Annotated in this window: 21 protein-coding genes; 5 read left to right on the top strand and 16 right to left on the bottom strand. The window is 59.8% G+C overall.

Features of this window, described 5'->3' with window-relative positions:
* Nucleotides 1-261: 261 nt before the first annotated feature.
* The 5 genes from KHQ26_RS16970 to KHQ26_RS16990 all read right to left on the bottom strand — a co-directional run bounded on the left by KHQ26_RS16970 (nt 262) and on the right by KHQ26_RS16990 (nt 6,310).
* On the bottom strand, nt 262-1,041 hold the full coding sequence (locus tag KHQ26_RS16970; RefSeq protein ID WP_004149516.1) for a heme ABC transporter ATP-binding protein: 780 nt from the start codon (nt 1,039-1,041) through the stop codon (nt 262-264).
* Complete coding sequence (locus KHQ26_RS16975; protein ID WP_004174663.1) at nt 1,034-2,029, bottom strand: FecCD family ABC transporter permease; 996 nt, start codon at nt 2,027-2,029, stop codon at nt 1,034-1,036. The genes KHQ26_RS16970 and KHQ26_RS16975 overlap by 8 nt, the downstream gene beginning before the upstream one ends.
* Entirely contained in the window at nt 2,029-2,847 is an 819-nt protein-coding gene (locus KHQ26_RS16980) for a heme/hemin ABC transporter substrate-binding protein (RefSeq protein ID WP_004181072.1), read from the bottom strand. Before KHQ26_RS16980 ends, KHQ26_RS16975 begins: the two co-directional genes overlap by 1 nt.
* Nucleotides 2,844-3,875, bottom strand: coding sequence for a hemin-degrading factor (locus KHQ26_RS16985; RefSeq protein WP_004185408.1), 1,032 nt, complete (start codon nt 3,873-3,875; stop codon nt 2,844-2,846). The genes KHQ26_RS16980 and KHQ26_RS16985 overlap by 4 nt, the downstream gene beginning before the upstream one ends.
* A gap of 71 nt (nt 3,876-3,946) precedes the next feature.
* A complete protein-coding gene (locus KHQ26_RS16990; protein WP_049125182.1) occupies nt 3,947-6,310 on the bottom strand; it encodes a TonB-dependent receptor domain-containing protein in 2,364 nt (787 codons plus the stop codon).
* Nucleotides 6,311-6,525: 215 nt separating this feature from the next.
* Between KHQ26_RS16990 and KHQ26_RS16995 the strand changes: the two genes are divergently transcribed.
* Nucleotides 6,526-6,819, top strand: a complete 294-nt coding sequence (locus KHQ26_RS16995) for a SelT/SelW/SelH family protein (RefSeq protein WP_002915045.1) — start codon at nt 6,526-6,528, stop codon at nt 6,817-6,819.
* A 39-nt stretch (nt 6,820-6,858) separates the two neighbouring features.
* On the opposite strand, the gene KHQ26_RS17000 is transcribed toward KHQ26_RS16995, so the two are convergent.
* Both KHQ26_RS17000 and KHQ26_RS17005 read right to left on the bottom strand, forming a co-directional pair.
* Nucleotides 6,859-8,568 (bottom strand): thiamine pyrophosphate-requiring protein, encoded by a 1,710-nt coding sequence (locus KHQ26_RS17000; protein ID WP_020805092.1) that lies wholly within the window; start codon nt 8,566-8,568, stop codon nt 6,859-6,861.
* 35 nt (nt 8,569-8,603) lie between these two features.
* The gene (locus KHQ26_RS17005) at nt 8,604-9,545 is read right to left on the bottom strand and encodes an AEC family transporter (protein ID WP_020805091.1); all 942 of its coding nucleotides are present in this window, start codon (nt 9,543-9,545) and stop codon (nt 8,604-8,606) included.
* A gap of 184 nt (nt 9,546-9,729) precedes the next feature.
* Between KHQ26_RS17005 and KHQ26_RS17010 the strand changes: the two genes are divergently transcribed.
* Both KHQ26_RS17010 and KHQ26_RS17015 read left to right on the top strand, forming a co-directional pair.
* Nucleotides 9,730-10,617 (top strand): LysR family transcriptional regulator, encoded by an 888-nt coding sequence (locus KHQ26_RS17010; RefSeq protein WP_004151056.1) that lies wholly within the window; start codon nt 9,730-9,732, stop codon nt 10,615-10,617.
* A gap of 66 nt (nt 10,618-10,683) precedes the next feature.
* Nucleotides 10,684-11,025: a nitrous oxide-stimulated promoter family protein gene (locus KHQ26_RS17015; protein ID WP_072159798.1), complete on the top strand. Its 342-nt coding sequence runs from the start codon at nt 10,684-10,686 to the stop codon at nt 11,023-11,025.
* Nucleotides 11,026-11,091: 66 nt separating this feature from the next.
* Here the strand turns inward: KHQ26_RS17015 and KHQ26_RS17020 are convergent, their stop codons facing one another.
* From KHQ26_RS17020 to KHQ26_RS17060, 9 genes are all read right to left on the bottom strand, one after another.
* Entirely contained in the window at nt 11,092-11,946 is an 855-nt protein-coding gene (locus tag KHQ26_RS17020; protein ID WP_020805104.1) for a metal ABC transporter permease, read from the bottom strand.
* Nucleotides 11,940-12,788 carry an iron/manganese ABC transporter permease subunit SitC gene (gene sitC / locus KHQ26_RS17025; RefSeq protein WP_004145794.1) on the bottom strand — a complete coding sequence of 283 codons (849 nt, stop codon included), beginning with the start codon at nt 12,786-12,788 and terminating at the stop codon, nt 11,940-11,942. The genes KHQ26_RS17020 and sitC overlap by 7 nt, the downstream gene beginning before the upstream one ends.
* Nucleotides 12,785-13,606: a manganese/iron ABC transporter ATP-binding protein gene (locus KHQ26_RS17030; protein WP_020805088.1), complete on the bottom strand. Its 822-nt coding sequence runs from the start codon at nt 13,604-13,606 to the stop codon at nt 12,785-12,787. Before KHQ26_RS17030 ends, sitC begins: the two co-directional genes overlap by 4 nt.
* The gene (locus KHQ26_RS17035) at nt 13,603-14,520 is read right to left on the bottom strand and encodes a metal ABC transporter substrate-binding protein (RefSeq protein WP_211777927.1); all 918 of its coding nucleotides are present in this window, start codon (nt 14,518-14,520) and stop codon (nt 13,603-13,605) included. Before KHQ26_RS17035 ends, KHQ26_RS17030 begins: the two co-directional genes overlap by 4 nt.
* A 178-nt stretch (nt 14,521-14,698) precedes the next feature.
* Nucleotides 14,699-15,661, bottom strand: a complete 963-nt coding sequence (locus KHQ26_RS17040; protein ID WP_002915031.1) for a LacI family DNA-binding transcriptional regulator — start codon at nt 15,659-15,661, stop codon at nt 14,699-14,701.
* 56 nt (nt 15,662-15,717) lie between these two features.
* Nucleotides 15,718-16,632 (bottom strand): ROK family protein, encoded by a 915-nt coding sequence (locus tag KHQ26_RS17045; protein WP_020805103.1) that lies wholly within the window; start codon nt 16,630-16,632, stop codon nt 15,718-15,720.
* 50 nt (nt 16,633-16,682) lie between these two features.
* Entirely contained in the window at nt 16,683-16,997 is a 315-nt protein-coding gene (locus KHQ26_RS17050; protein WP_002914983.1) for a PTS lactose/cellobiose transporter subunit IIA, read from the bottom strand.
* A 23-nt stretch (nt 16,998-17,020) separates the two neighbouring features.
* On the bottom strand, nt 17,021-18,343 hold the full coding sequence (locus tag KHQ26_RS17055) for a PTS cellobiose transporter subunit IIC (RefSeq protein WP_004145789.1): 1,323 nt from the start codon (nt 18,341-18,343) through the stop codon (nt 17,021-17,023).
* Between the two features lie 9 nt (nt 18,344-18,352).
* Nucleotides 18,353-18,667 (bottom strand): PTS sugar transporter subunit IIB, encoded by a 315-nt coding sequence (locus tag KHQ26_RS17060; protein ID WP_002914979.1) that lies wholly within the window; start codon nt 18,665-18,667, stop codon nt 18,353-18,355.
* Between the two features lie 177 nt (nt 18,668-18,844).
* Between KHQ26_RS17060 and KHQ26_RS17065 the strand changes: the two genes are divergently transcribed.
* Both KHQ26_RS17065 and KHQ26_RS17070 read left to right on the top strand, forming a co-directional pair.
* Nucleotides 18,845-20,116, top strand: coding sequence for a PTS sugar transporter subunit IIC (locus KHQ26_RS17065; RefSeq protein WP_004151052.1), 1,272 nt, complete (start codon nt 18,845-18,847; stop codon nt 20,114-20,116).
* Nucleotides 20,117-20,378: 262 nt separating this feature from the next.
* Nucleotides 20,379-21,716: a maltoporin gene (locus KHQ26_RS17070; RefSeq protein ID WP_002914972.1), complete on the top strand. Its 1,338-nt coding sequence runs from the start codon at nt 20,379-20,381 to the stop codon at nt 21,714-21,716.
* Nucleotide 21,717 lies beyond the last annotated feature (1 nt).

The following is a 21,717-nucleotide window of genomic DNA, read 5'->3' on the forward strand; positions in this document are numbered from 1 at the left end:
TTATCATTAGTAAGAAAACAGTGTATCGAGTTGATTAAGCGCAGTAAATAATCAATGTGTCGTTTTTGGATTAATACGGGAAATATCTTCTCTGTAATGATGGTTTATATTTAAAAATAGCTGTCGTAAATATTTCATTGGGTTATTACGCCATTGGTATAGATTTTAAATATAAATGACCCTCAATAATATAATGCAGGCAATTATTGCCAGAAAGCGTAAGCGCGGCGCGATCCGGATTCCAGTTGCGCCGCGCGGGGATTATGGCGCCAGATAAACCTGGGGGACCGCGTTGTCCGGGTGCTGGACGAGGCGGACATCCGCCCCGTACCAGCGATGGATAACCGGCTGCTGGATCACCTCCTGCGGCGTGCCCTGGGCGACCAGATGTCCCTGGTGGAGCAGCAGGATGCGGTCGGCCCACAGGGCGGCGAGGTTAAGGTCATGCAGCACCACGCAGACGTGCAGTTGCCCGCCGGCGGTGAGCCGTTTGAGCAAACGCAGCAGGTGCTGCTGATAGTAAAGGTCCAGCGCCGAGGTGGGCTCATCGAGAAACAGCCAGCCCTGCGGCGCGCCGTCGCGCCATAGCTGCGCCAGACAGCGGGCCAGCTGTACCCGCTGCTGCTCGCCGCCGGAGAGGCCGGGATAGCGGCGGCCGGCAAGGCCATCGCAGCCGGTGACGGCCATCACCGCCGCCAGCACCGCCGGATCCGCCGTCGCGCCCCACGGTGAGCGTCCCATGGCAATGACCGTTTCCACCGTCCAGTCGGCCTGCAGGGCCGTTCGCTGCAGCATGACCGCCCGCCGGCGCGACAGCGCCTCGGGGGACCAGGCCTCCAGCGGCTTGCCTGCAAGATGGCGGGTGCCGCTGTCCGGAGTCAGATAGCCGGTCAACAGGCGCAGCAGAGTGGATTTCCCGGCGCCGTTCGGCCCGATAAGCGCCGTCATCTCGCCGCCGCGCAGCGCGACGGAGACGTTGTCGATAATCTGTCGTTTACCAAGGTGAAGTGACAGCCCCTGGGCGCAGTATTCATTAACCATGTCTGGAGTTCTCCCGACGAAAGACCAGCCACAGAAACCAGGGGGCGCCCAGCAGGCTGGTGAGCAGACCGACCGGTATCTCCGCCGGCGCCGCCACGGTGCGGGCCAGGGTGTCGGCCAGCAGAAGCAGGATCGCGCCGGCCAGCAGCGAGCCGGGGATCAGTCCGCGATGGTCCGGTCCCAGCCACAGGCGCATCAGGTGCGGCACCACCAGGCCGATAAAGCCGATGACTCCGCTGATGGCCACCGCGACGGCCACCAGCACCGCGCTGCACAGCAGCAGCCAGCGCTGCAGCGCCTGCACGTTGACCCCAAGATAGTGCGCCTCTTCATCGCCAAGCTGCAGCAGATTGAGGCGGGACGCCATCCACCACACCGCCAGCGCCGCCGGGATAATCAAGGTCGCGGCCACCAGCAGCGTCGGCCATTCGGCCTGGCCCAGACTGCCCATTCCCCACAGCGACAGCTGGCGCAGCTGGGCGTCATTGCTCAGCCAGGACAGGACGCCGACCAGCGCGCCGCACAGCGCGTTGATGGCGATCCCCACCAGCAGCAGGCGCGACAGCGAACCCTCCTCCGCCCGACTGAGGATGAAAATCACCACCATCACCGCCAGGCTGCCAATAAACGCCGCCAGCATCGGCATATACAGGGCGATCAGCCCCGCAGCGGAGAACGGGAGCACCAGCCAGCTGGCCACCGCCAGCGCGGCGCCGCTGCTGATGCCCAGCAGGCCCGGGTCGGCAAGCGGGTTGCGAAACAGCCCCTGCATCACGCAGCCGGAGAGGGCCAGCGCCGCGCCCACCAGCAGGGCCAGCAGCACCCGCGGCAGACGGATGGTCAGCCAGATATGGCGCAGCATGTCATCCCCGGAAGGCAGCAGGTTGACCAGCGGCAAGCGCATGGCGCCGAGGGTGGTGGCAAACAACGTCAGGGAGACCAGCAGCAGCGTCATCAGCAGCAAACGGCGAGCGAGGGCAGGGCGCATCAGGGCAACTGCTCCGCTTTGTTTCGCAGCGCGATTATCGCCTGCGGTGTGCGCGGCCCGAAGCCCAGCAGGGCCATATCGTCGATCGTCAGCAGCTGTTTATGACGCCCCGCCGGGGTCTGCGCCAGGCCGGGCAGTTTCCACAGCCCGGCTTCGCCGCCCATCCCTTTGAGACCATCGGCGGAGATCACCACCAGATCCGCCTGGCTGGCGGCGACCCCTTCCTGCGACATGGCGCGATAGTGGTCGAAGCCCTGCATCGCGTTCTGCAATCCGGCGGCGCGAATGGCGCCATCGGCCGCGGTATGCTGTCCGGCCACCAGGGTATTCATTCCGCCGTGGCTGAGAATAAACAGCACCCGCTTAGCAACCGGCTGCGTTGGAATGGCGGCGATCTGCTGCTGAAGCTGCTGGCGCAGCGCGTCGCCTGCCGCCGTTTTGCCTAACGCTTCGGCAATGACAGCCACTTTGTTATCGATCGCGGACAGACTTTCGCCGCCCGGCACGTTCACCACCTTCACCCCGCTCGCCTGCACTTTGTGTAAGACCAGCGAGGGCTGAGCCTGGGCGCTCGCTAACACCAGCTGCGGGCGTAACGCGAGGATCCCCTCGGCGTTCAGCTGTCGCAGGTAGCCGACGTCCGGCAACTTTTGCGCCGCCGGGGGCCAGCTGCTGGTGCTGTCCCGCGCCACCAGGCTCTCCTCCGCGTGAAGGGCATAAACGATCTCAGTGACATCTCCGCCGAGGGTGACGAGCCGCTCAACGGCGGCGTGACTCAGCAGCGGGAAAGCGATCAAGAGCAGTAACCAGCGCATCATGCGGGCTGCCCTTCACGGGTCAGGCGGTCTACCTGCTGGCGCCATTGCGTCTGCTCGGGGTGCCCCTCGCTGCGCTGGCCGTAGAGCTGGGCAATCTGGGTGCCGTCTTTAGCGAACAGTTCGACGCTGGTGACGTGTCCGTCCGAAGTCGGCTTGCGGGTCACCCACACTTCATCGAGGCTCTCTTCGCGCAGATGCAGGGTAAAAGTAGTATTGAAGATATTCAGCCAGCCGCGCATGGGGGCCAGCTTTTCCAGGGCGCCGGTAAAGATCTGCACGCAGCCGCGATTGCCGACGAAAATCATGATTTCATTGCCCTCCTGGCGCACCGTCTCCAGCAGCGACGGCAGCGCATGGCGAGCCACGCGGCAGGCGAGGTCGTCGCTCACCAGACGGAAGGCCTGCTGGCGGGAAAGCTGATATTTACGCAGCAGACCGAAGAACTGGTGAACGTCGGTCATCGCGCGCCAGTCGTTCTCCAGGGCGGCGCCGTCGGCGGTATCGGCATATTTCACCGGCTCCAGCGGGCGCAGGGTCAGCGGTGCCGGCGCCGCCACCCGATATTCCGCGATCAGGGTCTCCCAGGCCGCCATGTCGGTCTGCGTGGTCGCATAGACTTTCAGCAGGGCGTCGCCGTGGTGGTCGAAAAACTGGATGCTCTGACGGCCATTATCGTTCAGATGGAAGGCGCTGGCCCACTGGCTGAGGAACAGACGCAGGTCGAGCGCACGCGGGTTCAGCACCAGCCCGGCGTGGCCGCTGAGGTGCTGGTGCGTGAACTGGCCCACCTGCTCATGCACGGCATACTCGTTGCGGCAGATGCATTTGGTTTCGCCGACGCGCTCCAGGGCGGCAATCAGCGTCCGGGCGTCATCGCTCAGGCGCACGGCATCATGGCCGAGGCGGGCGGCGGTCAGCTCGGCTTCGCTGATCCCCATTTCCGCGGCGATATCGCGGGCATATTTCGCGGTACTGGCCGCTTTGGTGGCCTGGTAGCGCTGCCACAGGTCAGGGTGTGCATTTGGCATAATCATATCCTTCTCGACGATGAATATCCCCGGCCGGCGGGCCGGGGGCAGGTGCGTTATTATTCGGGCAATCAGAAGTCGACGTTGACGCCCAGCTGCCAGGTGCGGCCCGGCATCACCGCCAGCGCTTTATCGTTGGCGTCCTGGTTGGTGCCGGTCTCGATATTGCGGCTGCTCAGGTAATCCCAGTATTTACGATCGGTGAGGTTGTAGACCCCGCCATTGAGGCGCACGTTTTTCGCCACCTGCCAGTACGCGGTCCAGTCCAGCATGCCGTAGCCCGGCACGCGCATATAGTCGCTGCTGGCATCGGTGATGGCGGATCCGCTGTTGCTGTAGCTTTCGCGGTTGGTGGCGGTCGCCTGTTTCCCTTTGACAAAGGTCGCCGTCAGGGCGGTGCCGTAGCGTTTCGCCGGATCGTCCCACGCCACGCCGACGATGGCTTTCATTGGCGCCACGCTGTCGAGGTCGACGTATTTATCGCCGCTGTAGCTGGATTTCGATTTCCCTTCGCTATAGCCGAGGGCGAGGGTGGCGCTCAGGCCGTCCACCTGCTCAAACCAGGTGCCAAAGTTAAATTTAGTGCTAATCTCACCGCCGTAGATATAGGCTTTATCGCGGTTTTCCGCCTGATAAATGGTGTAGATGTTCGACGGCACATTCGTGAACTGGCCCGGATTGTTGGCGCGGGTATAGCGGGTATAGGCGATAAAGTTCTTATAGCTGTTGTAGAACAGCGCCGTGCGCAGGGTGATGCCTTCGGTAACTTCCCCTTTCAGCCCCCACTCGAGATTATCGCTGGTTTCCGTCTTCAGATCGGTATTGCCGATCAGGGCATACTGCTGGCTGCCGGCGTAGCTGGAGCCGAGGTTCCAGGAGCCATACAGCTGGCTGGCGTTGGGGAACTGCGCCCCGCGCTGGTACTGCAGGTAGGTCATCAGGCGCGGGGTGAGGTCGTACTGGAAGGTCAACGACGGCAGAACCTGGGTATCGCTGTTTTTGCCGTACAGATTCGCCACCGACGATTCGCTCAGCACGCTGCTGTTGGCGGCGAGATCGGACAGATTTTCCGGCTTAGTCGATTGATGCACCACGCGCACGCCGGGAATAACGGCGAAGTTGTGGCTGTCGAGATCGAAGTTGATCTTATCCTGGACAAAGCCACCGAGGGTGTAGCTGCGGCTGTCTGCCTCCGGCTGCATGATCTCGCTGTAAACGCTGGGGATCGGCGACTGGCTGAACGGCCGCTGGGTTTTGCTGGTGCTGGCGTTGAAACCGGCGCTCAGATCGTGGCGGCCCAGGGTTTTCGCCAGCGCGGTCTGCAGGCCCCAGGTGTCGGTATCGTAGTTAGAGTTCACCGTCTGCATTTTGCGGGTGACGCTGTCCGGCATATAAGTCCAGTCATGGGCTTCGGTATGCTGGTAGTAGATTTTTGTGGAGACGCTGTCGAGGTAGTCGTTCATCGGCGTCCAGTCATCCTTCAGGCTCAGGCCCCAGCGCCGGGTCTGGCTGGTCTGGTTGGCGGTGCCGATGGTGCTGTTGCCGCTGGAGTCCCAGGTATCGTAGTGGGTGTGGTTGGTTTTATGGTAATAGTCGAAGGTGCTGGTCAGCTTGTGCTCATCGTTAGGCTGCCAGATCCCGGAGGCCAGAAAAGCATCGGAGTGCCAGTTCGCCGGGTAGGCGTCGACGGTGCCGCTGTTGTTTTCGGTTTCCTGGCCGTCACGGCGGCTATAGACCAAAATCCCGCGCAGGAACTCATCGCCGCCGGCGACGGTCACCCCGTTGTGCCAGCTGCGATCCGCAGAGTCGTAACCGCTGCGGTAGCCGAAGGCGCTGGTCTTGCCCGGGCGCAGGTAATCATCCGCTGATTTCGGGCGGAAGGAGACATTCCCCCCGATAGCGCTGTTGGCCGTTTCCGTCGAGGTGGCGCCGGACTGGATATCCACGCTGCCGTACATATACGGGTCGATATAATCGCGGCCGATGCCGAAGGTGTTGAGCCCGGCGCGGCCGACGTAGCCGCGGCCGGTGGCGTTGGGTTGCGCGATACCGTCCACGTCGATGCCTACGCGGTTGCTCTCCATACCGCGAATGTTGTAGCCGGTGTAACCTCCGCGGTCGAAGCCGCTTTTGCCGTTGCCGGAGCCGCCGCTGGCCCCGGTGGCGATGATGAGCGGCTCATAGCGCATGATTGAGCCGAAATCGTTAGCGCCTTTATTCTCCAGCTCCCGGGCGCTGATGCTGTGTTCGCTACCGGCTTTCTGCACCGGCGCGGGGGCGGTGACGGTCATTTGTTCCGAGGTGTCATCCACCGCCTCGCCGCTAACGGCGGAAGTATCTGCTGCGATGGCAGAAGTCTGATAAATTGCTGCAAACAAAGAGGTCACCAGCAGGCGTTTTTTACAGCATGCTGCTGACGGAGTCGATTTGTACATAGTCGCCACGCCTTGATCGTTATTAGTATCGGCTCACGCGTTACTTCCAGAGTTGCAGGTTGCTCCGTCTTTTCCGTTGCGGATAGGGTCTTACTCCATTTGTTGATTACGAATGGTAATGATAGGTATTATCGTTTGCAACAAAATAATCATGTGTTCTTCATTTAAACTGCACTTTGTTTACAATTTGCCCTTTCAGACTTAGCGAGACGACGATGAACTCAAAAGCGGCCATCACCATCACCTACTGTTCCCAGTGCAACTGGATGCTGCGCGCCAGCTGGATGGCGCAGGAGCTGTTACATACCTTCAGCACCGACATCGCCTCGGTGACGCTGGTGCCGGGGACCGGCGGGATCTTCACGATCGATGTCGACGGTCAGCAGATCTGGGAGCGCAAGCAGGATGGCGGTTTTCCGGATGCGGCCGAGCTGAAACGCCGGGTGCGCGATGTCTGCTTCCCGGAGAAGCCGCTGGGCCATGTGGATAAAGGTGACCAGAAGGGGTGACAACCCCCTCCGGACGACAAGCGCCCGGAGGAGAAGCCGTTAGCGGGCTAACTGCACGTCAACCAGCACGCTCTGTCGGCGGGTGCGTATGAGGGATACCGCTTCTTCCAGCACGCCGGGGAGATCTTCGGCCCGGGAAACCGACAGGGCCGCCGCGCGGCTGGAGGCGGCGATCGCGGCGAAATCCGGCGAGGTGGTAAAGGCGGTGGCCGGAATGGTTTCCGCGCGGGCCGCGTAGCCGTCCGGGTAGAGCGCTTTGGTGCCGCCCGCGACGGCGCCCCATCCGCCGTTATTTCCGACCACGACGAGGACAGGAAGCTTCATTACCTCCGCAATATGGTGGCAGACCGCAGGGTTGGCGAACAGGTACGACCCGTCGCCGACGGCGGCAATAATCAGCTCTTCCCGGCGCGCAAGCTGCAGCCCCAGCGCGATGGGCAGGGCTTCGCCCAGGCCGCCGGCCAGCGCTTCCTGGTAATAGCTCTCGGCATGGGTCAGTCCGGCAAACTGCGGCAGCGTGGTCAGTTCAGAAACGATCCGGCCGCGGTGTTGATTAGCCAGATGGCCGAGGCAGTAGCTGAGCCAGGGTTTGGTAATGGCCCCGCTCTGGCTGGCATGGATAAGCGCGTCGCGCTGGTTTTTCTGTTGCTGGATGCGGTTCTGCGTATATGCCGCCCGCTCCGCCACATGCTGCTGGCGGGCGGCCTGCAGCGGGCGCAGCGCCTCTTCCAGCAGGCTGAAGACTTCATCGGTCTCGCCCGCCAGGTTGATGTCCGCGCGATAGCCGCGCACCGGGTAGCGGGAGAAGAGCGGATCGGGGCCCATCTGGATCACGGTGCAGTCCTGGCGACAGTCGCCCTCGGCGATCATCCATGGCGCCTGCGAGTCGACCACCAGAATCACATCGGCGTCAGCGAGCCAGACGCTGGGATCAGCCCCGGCGAGCAGGGGATTATCGGCGCTCAGGGTAACCTCGGTGCCCCAGTATTCCACCAGAGGGATCGCCCATTCGCGCACCAGACTATCGAGGCGCGCAAAGCCTTCCGCCGTTCGGGCGCCGCGCTGGGCGAAGATGACCGGGTGTCTGGCGCAGGCGATTGCCTCGGCTGCGCGGGCGATATCTTCCCGGACTGGCGCATAGCGGACCGGCTGCTGCGAAGGGCCAGCCTGCAGCGCGGCCTCATCGACGGCAAAGGTTTCGCACAGTGGCTCACGCGGTAAGCTCAGGTAGACCGGCCCTTTCGGCAGGGAGCTGGCGATCGCCCAGGCCCGGTCAACATGCTCGCCGATCTGATCGGCCAGCCGCAGTTCAAAATCCCACTTCACGGATTCACGGATCAGCGCCGCCTGGTCGCGCATCTCCTGGCCGTAGCCAATCGGCGTATTGCGGCAGCCGAAGTGGGAATGTTCGCTTATCGGCGTGCGGCCGCCAAAAATCAGCACCGGGATATTGCTGTTCGCCAGATTGATGACGCCGCAGGCGGCGTTGGCTAGCCCGACGTTGGTGTGAACCATCACCGCCTGCACCTTGCCGGTGCCGAGGTAATAGCCATGGGCCATGCCGATAGCGGCGTTTTCATGCGGGCAGATCACTAACTCCGGTACCTTTTGCCCGGTCGCCCGGGCCTTTGCCCAGGCTTCAATGACTGGAGGATAATCGGTGCCCGAGTTGATAAAAATATACGCCACGTCCAGCGCCTGTAGCCGATGCAGTAACAGTTCAGCAGCCGATAATGTGATAGAGGCCATATTCTCTCCGTATTCACGCGGTGTAATCGCGGTAATTAAAAGGTTAAGAAAATAAATCCGCCCATCGTAATGATGGAGGCAATAATACTCAGCGCCATCGTCGAGGCCATTTCCTGCTCGCCGGTTTTATACTGCATAGCAATAATTATCGCGATGGAGCCTACCGGGATAGCCATCGTCAATACGACTTCCTTTATTTGCTCCATGCTGAAGCCCATTTTTAATAAAATGAGATAGCAGGCGCCGGGGACCAGAATATTGCGGGCGATAACGGTGATAATGGTAGCGGTGGTGATAACAATGCTGCGCGTATAGAGCACGATCCCGGCGGCAAACAGCGCCAGCCCGCCAGAGGCTTTGCCCAGCAGACCCAGCGACATCGAGATAGTCTGCGGAATATGGATATCCGCCAGCACGATGATCAGGGCGATCACCGGCGACCAGACCACGGGTTGTTTAATGGCGTTCACCACCCGTGCGCCAAAGGAAATATGCTGGCTCTTATCGCCGGTGGCGACCGACATCAGTATCATCACCAGCGGCAGCTGGAAGACGTTTTGCGTGATGCTGGACACGGTGATCAGCGACGCGCTGACGGTGCCAAATAAAAAGGCCAGCACTGAGGTGCCGATAAACGGGACTGCCGGCGAGCCGATGGCCAGCGCCTGCAGCGTACTGAGGGCGAGGTTGCGTCGAAACAGATAGCGGGCGACCAGTAAGGGAATGACGAAGCTGATAATCAGCGCCAGGATGATAACCACGGCGACCGGGCCCATGGTCATGACGATGTGTCGCGGCGTCATCACCATATTGCTGAAAATACTTAGCGGCAATGCGTAGAGCATCACAATTTTATTGATGTCTCCCGCCTGCTGCCAGTTAAAGTCTTTTCGTTTACCGCTAATATAGCCGATGATGACGGTAATGATGACCGGTAATATAGCGCCTGAAATTAATAGAATATTGTTCTGTGTCATGGTGATATATTCTCATTATAAATTATCTTCGGTTCAGAAATGTGTTTTGCCGTGGGTGGTGAGATAAATAAATCCTTTTGAAGTATGCGTTCCGGTGATTTTTGAGCGTATTGATAGCGATATTTATTCGCTAAAAAAGGGCGCAGGGGAAATGCAAAAACCGTTTATTCAATGAGTAAATATCATGCCAATGAAATTTAAGCAGATTCAGGCATTTATTACCGTCGCCCGCGAAGGCAATATGACCCTGGCCGCAGAGAAAATGGGGATCACCCAGTCGGGACTGAGCCGACTGCTATTGAGCCTGGAAGCGGACCTGAGCGCATCCTTATTCGAACGACATAAGCACGGCATGGCGTTGAGCGAATATGGCAGCGCCTTTTTACCCTACGCGCTGACGATGCTGAATACCGAACAAAAGGCGCGCGAGGAAATTGAGCTCATCCGTGGCGCCGGGAAAGGCATTCTGCGGATTGGCTGCGTTTCCAGTCTGCTGACCAGCCATTTCATCGATAAGCTGGCGGCTTTCCATCAGCGCCATCCCCAGATCCATCTGCGGATCGTCGACCGCATTGACTCCGAGCTGTATAAGCTGTTGCTGATGCACGACATCGATATCGCCCTCTGCGGTCCCTTACCGCATGATGAGAAAATCGTGGTGCGGGGCAAAATTAACTGGCAGGACCGGATCTGCATCGTCGCCAGGCAGCACCACCCGCTGCATCAGGCGGCGGACGTCACCCTGGAGGCGATGCTGGACTATCCGTGGATCATGCCGCCGCCGTCTAGTACGCCAATGAACATCCTGGCGGATATCTTTCGCGCCCGGCAGTTGCCCTGTCCGCAACCGGTTATTGAGTGCGCCTCATCCTCGGCCATTAAGGCCTTTCTGTGCGAGAGCGATCTGTTAACGTCGATGCCGGCCCCGGTTTACCGACACGAAGAAGCGCTTGGCCTGCTGCGCCCGTTTGAGCTCGAGGGCAGCGTTTTTATCCGGGATTTCTATGCCTACAGCCATTTCGGGGTTCTGTCCGGGGCAGCCCTGCAGTTGATTCAGCATCTGAAGCAGTGAGTCTGGTCGGGTATGGATATTAAGGTGTATGATAAATGCATCTTAAAAAAGACGAAAGGCAGGGAGATGGGGAAGCGTATCGAACGGGAAAAAATGACGATTCAGCGGATGATTGCCCTCTACCAGCGGCGCTGTCCCGAGGCGCAGGCCGATAATGCGCACTATCAGGCGCTGAACGCCTACGCTGACAAGCGCCTTGATAAGTGCGTGTTTGGCGAGAACAAACCGGCCTGCAAGCAGTGTCCGGTGCATTGCTACCAGCCGGCGAAGCGCGAGGAGATGAAGCAGATTATGCGCTGGGCCGGGCCGCGGATGCTCTGGCGCCACCCGATCCTCACTGTTCGCCATCTGCTAGACGACAGGCGCCCGGTGCCGCCGCTGCCGGAAAAAAATCGACCGAAAAAGTAGCGGCTTTCCCTGGTCAGCGCTGCGCAGCCGGGCGACAAGTCGTGCTCTTGTAGCCCCGGCAAGGCGTTAGCCGCCACCGGGGATAATTGCTGAAGTTTTCTGTTTCTGACTATCGCGGATCGTGCTTGCGACAAAGGCGACTACAAACAGCGCGGTAAACAGCACCACGATAGTCGGCGCTGGCGCGCTGTCGAGATAAAACGCCAGCCACACCCCTCCCGCCGAGCAGCCGATGGCCACCGCTACCGCCAGCAGCAGGGCGTGGATAAAGCGTCTCACCAGCAGAAGCGCGATCGCCCCGGGGGCAATCAGCAGCGAAATCGACAGAATAATCCCCACCGACTGCAGCGTCGCGACGATGGTCAGGGCGATCATGCACAGCAGGCCGTAGTGCAGCAGTCCGCTGCGCAGGCCGCTGGCTTTAGCCTGCGTTGGATCGAAGGCGTGCAGCAAAAAATCCCGCCATTTGAGACCGATAATCAACGCAATCACCAGTGCGATCGCCGTCGTTTGCCCAATATCGCTGAGGGATATTCCCAGCATATCGCCGAACAGGATATGGTCGAGATGAACATCGGACTGGATCGCTACGTACAGCACCAGTCCGGCGCCAAACATGCCGGAGAAGACAATCCCCATGATGGTATCGCGCTTGAGTCGGCTGTTATCGTCGAGAAAACCGGTCGTCACGGCGCACAGCAGACCGGCGATAAACGCGCCGATGGCGAAGGGGATGCCGATAATGTAGGCCAGCACCACGCCCGGAAAGACCGCGTGGCTCATGGCGTCGCCCATCAGCGCCCAGCCTTTGAGCACCAGAAACACCGACAGCAGCGCGCAGGGAATGGCGACGACGATCGATATCGCTATCGCATTGACCATAAAAGGAAACTGGAACGGGGCCAGGAACAGGTTCAGCATGCGGCCTCCCTGGCGCGGCGGCGGCTGGCCAGCAGGCCGTGCTTCGGCGCGAAGATAAAGGTGATGAGGAACAGCAGCGTTTGCGCGACCACGATAATGCCGCCGGTGGCGCCGTCGAGATAGTAGCTGAGCCAGGCGCCGAAGAAACTGGTCAGGCTGCCGATAGCCACGGCGATAGCCAGCAGGCGCGGGAAGCGATCGGTTAACAGCCACGCGGTGGCCCCGGGAGTGACCACCAGGCAGATGACCAGAAAGGCGCCGACGGTCTGCAGCGCCGCCACGGTGCAGGCGGCCAGCAGGGTAAAGAACAGCAGCTTCAGGCCGCGGGTGTTCAGGCCAATCGAGCGGGCGTGGTGTTCATCAAAGAAGGTCACCATCAGGTCTTTCCATTTCAGCAGCAGAATCGCCATTGAGATAAAGCCGATCGCCGCCAGCTGGATAATATCCTCCGGGGCGATGGCCAGAATATTGCCGAGGATGATGGTCTGAATATTCACCGACGTCGGATTCAGCGACACCATAAACAGCCCGATCCCGAAGAAGGAGGAGAAGATCAGCCCGATAATAGCATCCTCTTTTAGCCGCGAGCGCTGCTGCAAAAACAGCATGCTGCCCGCCGCCAGGCCGCCGGAGAGAAATGCGCCGAGCGCGAAAGGCAGGCCGAGCATATAGGCCCCGGCGACGCCGGGTACAATCGAGTGGGAGAGGGCGTCGCCAATCAGCGACCAGCCTTTGAGCATCAGGTAGCAGGAGAGAAACGCACAGACGCCGCCCACCAGCGCCGACACCCACATCGCATTGAGCATATAGTGATAGCCAAACGGCTCCAGCAGCCAGCTCATCGTGGGCCTCCCGCCGCGCGCCGGCTGATAAACGGCCGCTCGTCATCGGTGATAACCTGCGCTTCCCCGCCGGTCAGCGCGACGTGGCGCAGCACGCCGCTGAAAGCCCGCTCCAGATTCTCGGCGGTGAAGGTGGTTTCTGTCGGGCCGCTGGCCAGCACGGTGCCTTTCACCATCACCGTATAATCACAAAATTCACTCACTGACCCGAGGTTATGGGTGGAGACCAGCATGGTACAACCCTCAGCGCGGAGTTCGCGCAGCAGACTGATGATGCGCGCTTCGGTCTGCACATCGACGCCGGTGAAAGGCTCATCCAGCAGGATCACCTGACCCTGCTGAGCGATGGCGCGGGCAAGGAAAACGCGCTTTTTCTGCCCGCCGGAGAGCTCGCCAATCTGCCGATGGCGGTACTCGCTCATGCCCACGCGGGCCAGCGCGGCATCGACAATTTCGCGATCGCGCGGCTTTGCCCGCCGCAGCCAGCCCATATGGCCGTAGCGGCCCATCATCACCACATCCTCCACCAGCACCGGGAAGGACCAGTCCACCTCTTCCGACTGCGGGACATAGGCGACCAGGTTCTGGCGCAGCGCGCGGTTGACCGGCTGGCCGAGTATGGCGATCTCGCCGTGACCAACGCGGACAAAGCCCATCAGCGCTTTAAACAGCGTGGATTTACCCGAGCCGTTAACCCCCACCAGCGCGGCAATGGAGCCGCGCGGCACGCTGAACGAGGCGTTGCGCAGGGCAGTGTGGCCGTTGCGCCAGGTGACGGTGAGCTGGTCGACATACAGTCCCGATTGCGCTGCATTCATGGCTGCTTCCTCATCCCGTCCTGGATACCGTTGACGATGGTTTCGGTGGTGACGCGCAGCAGGTCGAGCCAGGTCGGCACCGGGCCGTCGGCGGCGCTCAGCGAATCGACATACAGCACGCCGCCGTAGTGGGCCCCGGCTTCCCGCGCCACCTGACGCGCCGGTTTATCGGAGATGGTGCTTTCGCTGAAGATGGTCGGGATGCGTTCTTTCTTCATGGTGTCGATAACCTTGCGCACCTGTTGCGGGGTGCCCTGCTGGTCGGCATTGATCGGCCACAGATACAGTTCGCGCAGGCCATAGTCGCGGGCCAGATAGGAGAAGGCTCCCTCGCTGGTGACCAGCCAGCGCTTATCCGCCGGCAGCTGCGCCAGTCTGGCCTGCAGCGGCGCCATCGTCTGACGGATCTTCTCTTTGTAGGCCTCGGCGTTACGGCGATAGGTGTCGGCGTGAGGCGGATCGTACTTCACCAGCGCATCGCGAATGTTATCGACATAGATCAGGGCGTTATCTGCCGACATCCAGGCATGGGGATTGGGCTTCCCGCTATAGGGGCCCGCGCTGATGCCCATCGGCTGGATCCCCTCGCTGACCACCACCTCCGGAACGCCCTGTAAGTGCTGATAAAAACGGGCAAACCACCGTTCGAGATTAAGCCCATTGCTGAGGATCAGCTGCGCCCCCTGCGCGCGTTTGATATCGCCGGGCGTGGGCTGGTAATCATGGATCTCCGCGCCCGGTTTAGTAATGGAGCTGACGACGGCGGCGTCGCCGGCCACTTTCTGCGCCATATCGGCGATAACCGTGAAGGTGGTGATAACCCTGAATTTCTCCTGCGCCGAGGCCGGCGTCGCGGCCAGCAGAGCCAGCGCGCTGGCCAGCAGCAATGATTTCAGCGGTGTCAGGTGTAGCATAGGATCCCTCGCAATGGTGTGGTTAATTTCCCAGCGTTTATAGCCATTGCTATGTTATATAGCACAAGCTATTTATAAATGAAAATAATTCTTATTTGCATGCGTGGGTAATAATGAGCCGGGAAACGAAAGCGCGAAAAGGGGAGGTAAGTCTGGCCCGGCGCCAACCGGGCGAAGATCAAGAGATATCGGCGACCGACTGGCGCGGGATCAGACGGCCAGCCAGCGAGCGGCCCTCGGCGGTGAAGGTTGGCCGGTCGTCAATCAGGCTGCGAATACGCTGAATACAGTTATCCAGCAGCGCCTCCAGTGGCCAGGAGATGCAGGTCAGCGGCGGGTAGAGCAGCGAGGCGAGCGGGGAATCCTCAAGGCTCAGCAGGGAGACTTCCTGCGGGACGGCGATGGTGAATTCGCGCAGCAGACGCATCGCCTCAGCCGCGTAGCGGTCGCGTTTAACGATAATGACTGAGTATTTACTGAAGCTGTTAATTAAGGTCAGCAGCGCCTGCTCGACGTCATCGTTGGCCGTCAGCACCAGCTGACGGTTAAAAGGAATGGAGTAGTTCTGCAGGACGTTGCGGTAGCCTTCCAGCATCTGACGGCTGGCATCGTCGCTATCGCTGTCCACCAGCAGGGCGATGTTGCGGTGTCCCTTGCCAATCACATAGCGGCAGGCGCTTTCGGTGGCAAAGGCGAAGTCATAGCCCTGGCTGTTGCTCCCGGCGACGCCGAAGCGGTCAAAGGCGATAACGTTGCGCGGCGCGTCGGCGGCAACGGCGCCCAGCACCACCACCGCCACGCACTGGCGCTGCAGATCGTCGATTACCGCCGCCTGCTCTACCGGGTCGCTGACGTACTGGACCAGCAGGCTTTTATTCAGCCCTTTCAGCGCCTGAGAGAGCAGCGGCAGCAGACGTGCGCCGTGGCTTTCGTCCTGCGCGGAAATCACCAGACCAACGTGGCTGGATGTCTGACTGGCGAGGTTTTGCGCGGCAAAGCTCGGGCGATAGTTGAGTTCTTCAACGGCCCGCAGCACAGCTTCCCGGCTCTCTTCGCGCACGCCCCGGGTGCCGGTCAGCACGCGGGATACCGTCGCTCTTGAGACATTCGCTAATCTTGAAACATCATCAATCGTTGGCATGGCTTTTTCTGTCTGAACATTTTCGCCTAGCTTAACATACCTGCTGAAAAAAGTGTCTACCGCTGCCCTTGCGCGGCGCCGGGAAGCCGGGGCAGCCAGGCCGCGCCGCGCACGCCGCTGGCGTCGCCGAAACGGGCCGGTTTGATCTGCGTGCGGCAGGTGTCGGAGAAGATCCACGGCACGATGGCGGCAGGCAGATCGCGATAGATCTGGCTGACGTTGGACAGACCGCCGCCCAGCACAATCACCTGCGGGTCGAGAATATTGATCACCGACGCCAGGCTACGGGAAAAGGCATCGATAAAGTGTCGCCAGTGGGCCAGCGCGCGCGGATCGCCGTTTTGCGCCGCGGCGACAATGGCTTCCGCACGGGCTTGTTCCCCATAGCGGCGGGCGAAGCCGGTGCCGGAGAGAAAGCTTTCGATGCAGTTCGTTTTGCCGCAATAGCAGGGCTGCGGCGGGCCATCGCGCTCAGGAGTATAGCCCGGCAGCGGATTATGCCCCCACTCCCCGGCGATAGCGTTGGGGCCGCTGAGCAGCTGTTGATGAACGGCGATCCCGCCGCCGCAGCCGGTACCGATAATCACCCCGAAGACGGTGGTAGCTCCGGCGCCGGCGCCATCCACCGCCTCCGAAAGGGTGAAGCAGTCGGCATCGTTTGCCATCCACACCGGCTGGCCAAGCTGCTGCATGATATCCCGGCGCAGATCGTGACCGTTAAGCACCAGGCAGTTGCAGTTTTTAATGCGTCCGCTTTGCGGATCGATAGCCCCGGGCAGGCCGATCCCCAGGGTGAACGGCTGCGGGCTGACCGCGCGAATATCGGCAATCAGGGTCAGCAACTGACGCATAAAGGCGTCATAGCTCTCTTTGTGGGTCGGCCGGCGCAGGCGCTGGACGCATTCGCCCGCCGGGTCCAGCAGTACGGCTTCCATTTTGGTGCCGCCAATATCTATTCCAAGATGTAACATAGTGACCTCGGGGAATCAGGCCCGGCCAGCGCGTCTGGCCGGGCAAGGCGCTAGGCGTGAAGCGGCTGCGCGCGGTAAATCGCAATCAGTTCGGCAATCAGCTCTTTCGCCAGAATGGATGTCATCAGGTGATCCTGAGCATGGACCATCACCAGCGTCATTTTGGTTTTTCCCTCGCCTTCGTCAGCTTCGATAAGCTGGGTCTGCACAAGGTGCGCCTCGCGGGAATAGTGAGCCGCTTCCTGCATTTTGGCGTCGGCGGTGGCGAAATCACCCGCTTTGGCGGCGTGCAGCGCTTCGTAGCACAGGCTGCGTGACTGACCGGCGTTGATGATGATCCCCATCACCTGTTCTTCTAATTCCATGATTATCCTCTGAATCGTTAGCGTTAAGCGGTTTGCGCCGCGTTGTCAGCCTGGCCGACGGCGTTTTCACGCTCCTGGGCCAGCAGCTGTTTTTCGTAAGCTTTGAGAAATGGCAGGTACATCACCATGGCGGTGGCCATACAGATGAGGCACAGGATCACCGGGCTAAAGCTCCAGTTCGCCGCCCATGAGGCGCCGATGGGGGCCGGCGTTGTCCACGGCGTCATCGACACTACGCGGCTGACCAGGTCCAGCTTCAGCGCAAAGTACGCCAGGGTCGCGTTGACCATCGGCACCAGCACGAACGGCAGGAAAAACAGCGGGTTCATGATGATCGGCGCGCCGAACAGAATCGGTTCGTTGATGTTAAATACGCCCGGCACGACCCCCATCCGGCCGATCGTCCGCAGATGCACGGCCTTGCTGCGCAGCAGCATCAGCGCCAGCGGCAGGGTGGAGCCGACGCCGCCGATCAGCAGATAGTGATCCCAGAAGCCCTGGACATAGATGTGCGGGATAGCGGTGCCAGCGGCCATGGCCGCCTGATTGACCGACAGGTTGGCCATCCAGAACGGGTTCATGATCCCGGTGACGATCAGCGCGCCGTGGATCCCGGCGAACCACAGCACCTGACAGACCAGCACCGACAGCAGGATCGCCGGCAGCGTATCGGAAGCCGCGACCAGCGGCTTCACCAGCGACATGATCGCTTCCGGAATGATCATCCCCAGCTGGGCTTCGATAAACAGGTTCAGCGGATGCAGCGTCAGAATGATCGCCAGCACCGGGATCAGGATTTCAAACGAGCGCGCCACCCCGGCAGGCACTTCCGGCGGCAGGCGAATGGTGATGTTATGCCGTTTGAGGAAGGCGTACAGCTCGGTGGAATAGATGGCCACCAGAATGGCGGTAAAGATCCCCTGACCGGAGAAGTAGGCAGTAGAGATCTGGCCATCTTTCAGCGGCGCGGCTACCAGCAGAAACGACATCAGCGACAGCATCCCGGCGGTCAGCGAGTCCAGATGATGGTGTTTGGCGAGGCTGGCGGCGATCCCGACGGCGATAAACAGGGTCATCACCCCCATGCTGAAGTTGAACGGCAGCATCAGCGCATCGCGATGATCGAGCGAAAATTGCAGCCAGGCGCGGGCAAACCCCCACGTCGTATCCGGAGAAAACGGCGGGAAGATAAACACCAACAGGAACGAGCCGACGATCATAAAGGGCAGGGCAGTGATAAAGCCATCGCGGATCGAGGTGACATATTTTTGCTGGCCGATCGCGCCGGCCAGCGGCGTGATCTGCCGTTCGATCACGTCGATCAGTTTAGCGTACAGAGAGCTCATGATCTTTCCTTAGTTCTTGTTTTCGATAAGGGAAAGGGCGAAATCAAGGACCGCGGCGCCTTTTTGCATGCCGTAGTCCATCATATTGATGGGTTCGACGCGGATACCGTATTTATCCGCCTGTTTTTGCAGATCCTGCTGCATGTATTTCACCTGCGGCCCCAACAGCACCACCTGATAATGGCCGACCTGTTCGGCGAACTCCGCTACGCCATAGGCGTTGATCTCTACCGGCAGGCCCCGCTGTTCGGCTTCCGCAATCATTTTTTTCATCAGCAGGCTGGTGGACATGCCTGCTGAACAACACAACATAATTTTTTTCATAATTACCGCTCCTGATGAGGTTGGATGAGCGGACTATAGTCAAAATGGATGCATTACGGAAAGCGCTTTCCGTTTGTGGATTTATTAATTGTGACCATGATCACCTATGGCAGGCTTTCACTTTCCGGTGTTGTGGGCGATCATCCCGGCGAGACAACCATTCGCAAAGGTAGGAGTATGAACATTCAGTTAATGAATGTGGCCGTGGACATCATCGAGCAGCGGCTGGCGCCGCTGGCGAACGTTCTGACGCGCAACAACCACATTACGGCGATGCGCGATAGCTTTGCGCTGGCTATGCCCTTTGTGATTGTTGGCAGCCTGTTAGTTCCCATTTTGTTTCCGCCCGTTTCCATCGACGGCGCCTCGCGTTTCGGCCAGGTCTATTTGCTGCTGCGGCCTATCCTGCTGCCGACCTTTCAGCTAACTATTGGCCTGGTGGCGCTGATTGTCGCCTTCGGCGCCAGCGCCAGTCTCGCCAAGCAGTACCGTCTGCCGGAACGGCTCTGCGGTTTAACCGGGTGTCTGGCGTTTTTGCTGTTTATCGGCTTTCGCGAGACTGCGGTGAGCAATGTTTATCTCGGCGGTATGGGGATATTTACCGCCCTGATATCCAGCACCTATTCCATTGAGATAATTCGTTTTTTCTACAAAAAAGGCTGGTGCATTCGCTTGCCTGATGAAGTGCCGCTGATGACCCGCAATGGCTTTCAACTGCTGATCCCGCTGCTGGTGGTGATGCTGTCGATAAGCGTGATGAATGCCATACTGCTGCAGACCACCGGACGCATCGTACCGGAGTTGATCAGCGAAGCGGTGCGGCCGCTGGTGCTGGCGTCCGACACGCTGATGGCGGTACTTATCTCTTTATTTATCTGTAACTTACTCTGGTTTATCGGTATCCACGGCGCGCTGATCATCACCGGGATCATGAACCCCTTCTGGATGACCTATCTGTTTGAAAATCAGCAGGCGCTGGCGGCGGGTTCGCCAACGCTGCCGCATATTTATCTGCAGGGGTTCTGGGATTTTTACCTGCTGATCGGCGGTATTGGCTCCACCTTGCCGCTGGTGCTGATGGCGATGCGCAGCCGCTCGCGGCAGCTGAAAAGCGTGGCCAAGATTGGCCTGCTGCCGTCGCTGTTTAATATCAACGAGCCAATACTGTTTGGTTTTCCGGTGATCATGAACCCGGTTTTTTTACTGCCGTTTCTCTTTGTTCCGCTGATAAATGCCTGTATCGCATGGTATTTAACTCAGCTGGGTATCCTCGATCGCGCGGTGGCGATGCTGCCATGGTCGATGCCTTCCCCGCTGGGGGCAGCATGGTCGGCGAACGGCAGCTGGAAAAATTTGTGCATGAGCCTGTTCGCGATGTTTAACGCCTGGATGCTCTATCGCCCCTTCTTCAAAGTGTACGAACGCCAGCTCGCGGAAACCGAACGCTGACCCCCTCGCCGTCGGCGGCTTATCCCCCGGCGGCACCTGCTCATCTCCTCCTCCTTCCGCTCCACTGCCGGCTCCCGGCGGCATTCTTGTAGTTTTATGTGATCAGTCTCACGAATATATTCGCCGCAGAGCTAATTTTGTGAACCAGATAGGCAATTATGGAAAGCGCTTTCCGTAAGTGGATGTACATTTCCGTTTTTGATCCGTAAATTTCCCCTCCGTTATCGGTTCGTGTTAACAAACATAACGTGGGAAAAAAATAATGATAAAGCTGAAACACTCAATACCTCTGGCTCTCCTCTCGCTGGCAGGGGCCAGCAGCCCGGCCTGCGCCGATCCGAAGTATGATTTTGCGCTGCATGGCTATATCCGCTCCGGGATCCTGGCGAACTCCGATGGCAACCGCGCGGACTCCGTCGGCCTGATGCCAGACGGTAAGTGGCGACTGGGCAACGAAGAAGACACCAAGATCGAACTGATCCCCACCGTGACGCTGACGGCGGACAGCGGCGTGGTGGCGAAAGTGCAGGCCAACCTCACTCACCAGTCGAAATGCACCTCCGACTGGAACTGTCAGGATGACGATGGCCATGACGTACAGTTTCGTGAAGGGTTCGCCGAGCTGAGCAATCTGGATTTTGCGCCGGAGATGACCTTCTGGGCCGGTAAGCGCTATAGCAGCTCCAACACCTCCAGCCATCAGTTCGACTGGGAGTACATTCAGTACAACGGCACCGGCGGCGGCTTCGACAACATGGATCTCGGCTTCGCCCGCTTCGACGCCGGGGTGTACGCCTTTTCACCCACCGATGAAACCAAAGCATACCCGGTGGATAAGGGAGATCAGGGCTACCCGGATGACTATTCCCTCAACCTGTGGCTGAAAAAGATCGCGGGGACAGGCTTCGATCTGGAGCTGATCGGCCACCACATGAACCGTAACGAAAACCATCCGACTTCCGCCGAGAAGGGCTATGGCGTGACCGGTATTTATAACTTTGACGGCTTCTATGGTCTGACCGGAGGATACTCCCGCCTCGCATTGCAGTACGGGAAAGGGCTGGCGGCGGGTGACTCGCTGGGTAAAAACGGCTGGGGCTGGGCCAACCTGGAAAACACCCAGTCCTGGCGAGTGGTGCTGGATAGCGTGGCCTCGATGGGCGACCTGGAGATCTCGACCTTCGCTTTCTGGCAGAAAGATAAAAACTACCGCTGGTGGACAGAAGATGAAAATGGCTGGGGACGCTCGATGTGGGTCGCTGGTATCCGCCCTTATCATCAGATCACCCGCAACTTTGCCATGCAGTACGAGCTGGGCTACGAATACCTGGATGACAAAAACTACAAAGGAGTAAACGGCAAAGGCAAAGGCGGCCTGACCAAAGTCACCGTTGCGCCAACGCTGACCTTTGACTCCGGTTTCTGGGCGCGTCCGCAGCTGCGCTTCTTCGTCACCTACGCGAAGTGGGATAAAGGTGTCTCCGATGCATTAGACGGTAACTACAACTGGGATACCAATACCATCACCGCCGGCGGGTATTCCCGCAGTGGCTCTACCGACACCGTTAACTTCGGCGTACAGGCCGAGGTCTGGTTCTAAG

It is taken from the genome of Klebsiella sp. 10 (assembly GCF_018223925.1).
Taxonomy (GTDB): Bacteria; Pseudomonadota; Gammaproteobacteria; order Enterobacterales; family Enterobacteriaceae; genus Klebsiella; species Klebsiella pneumoniae.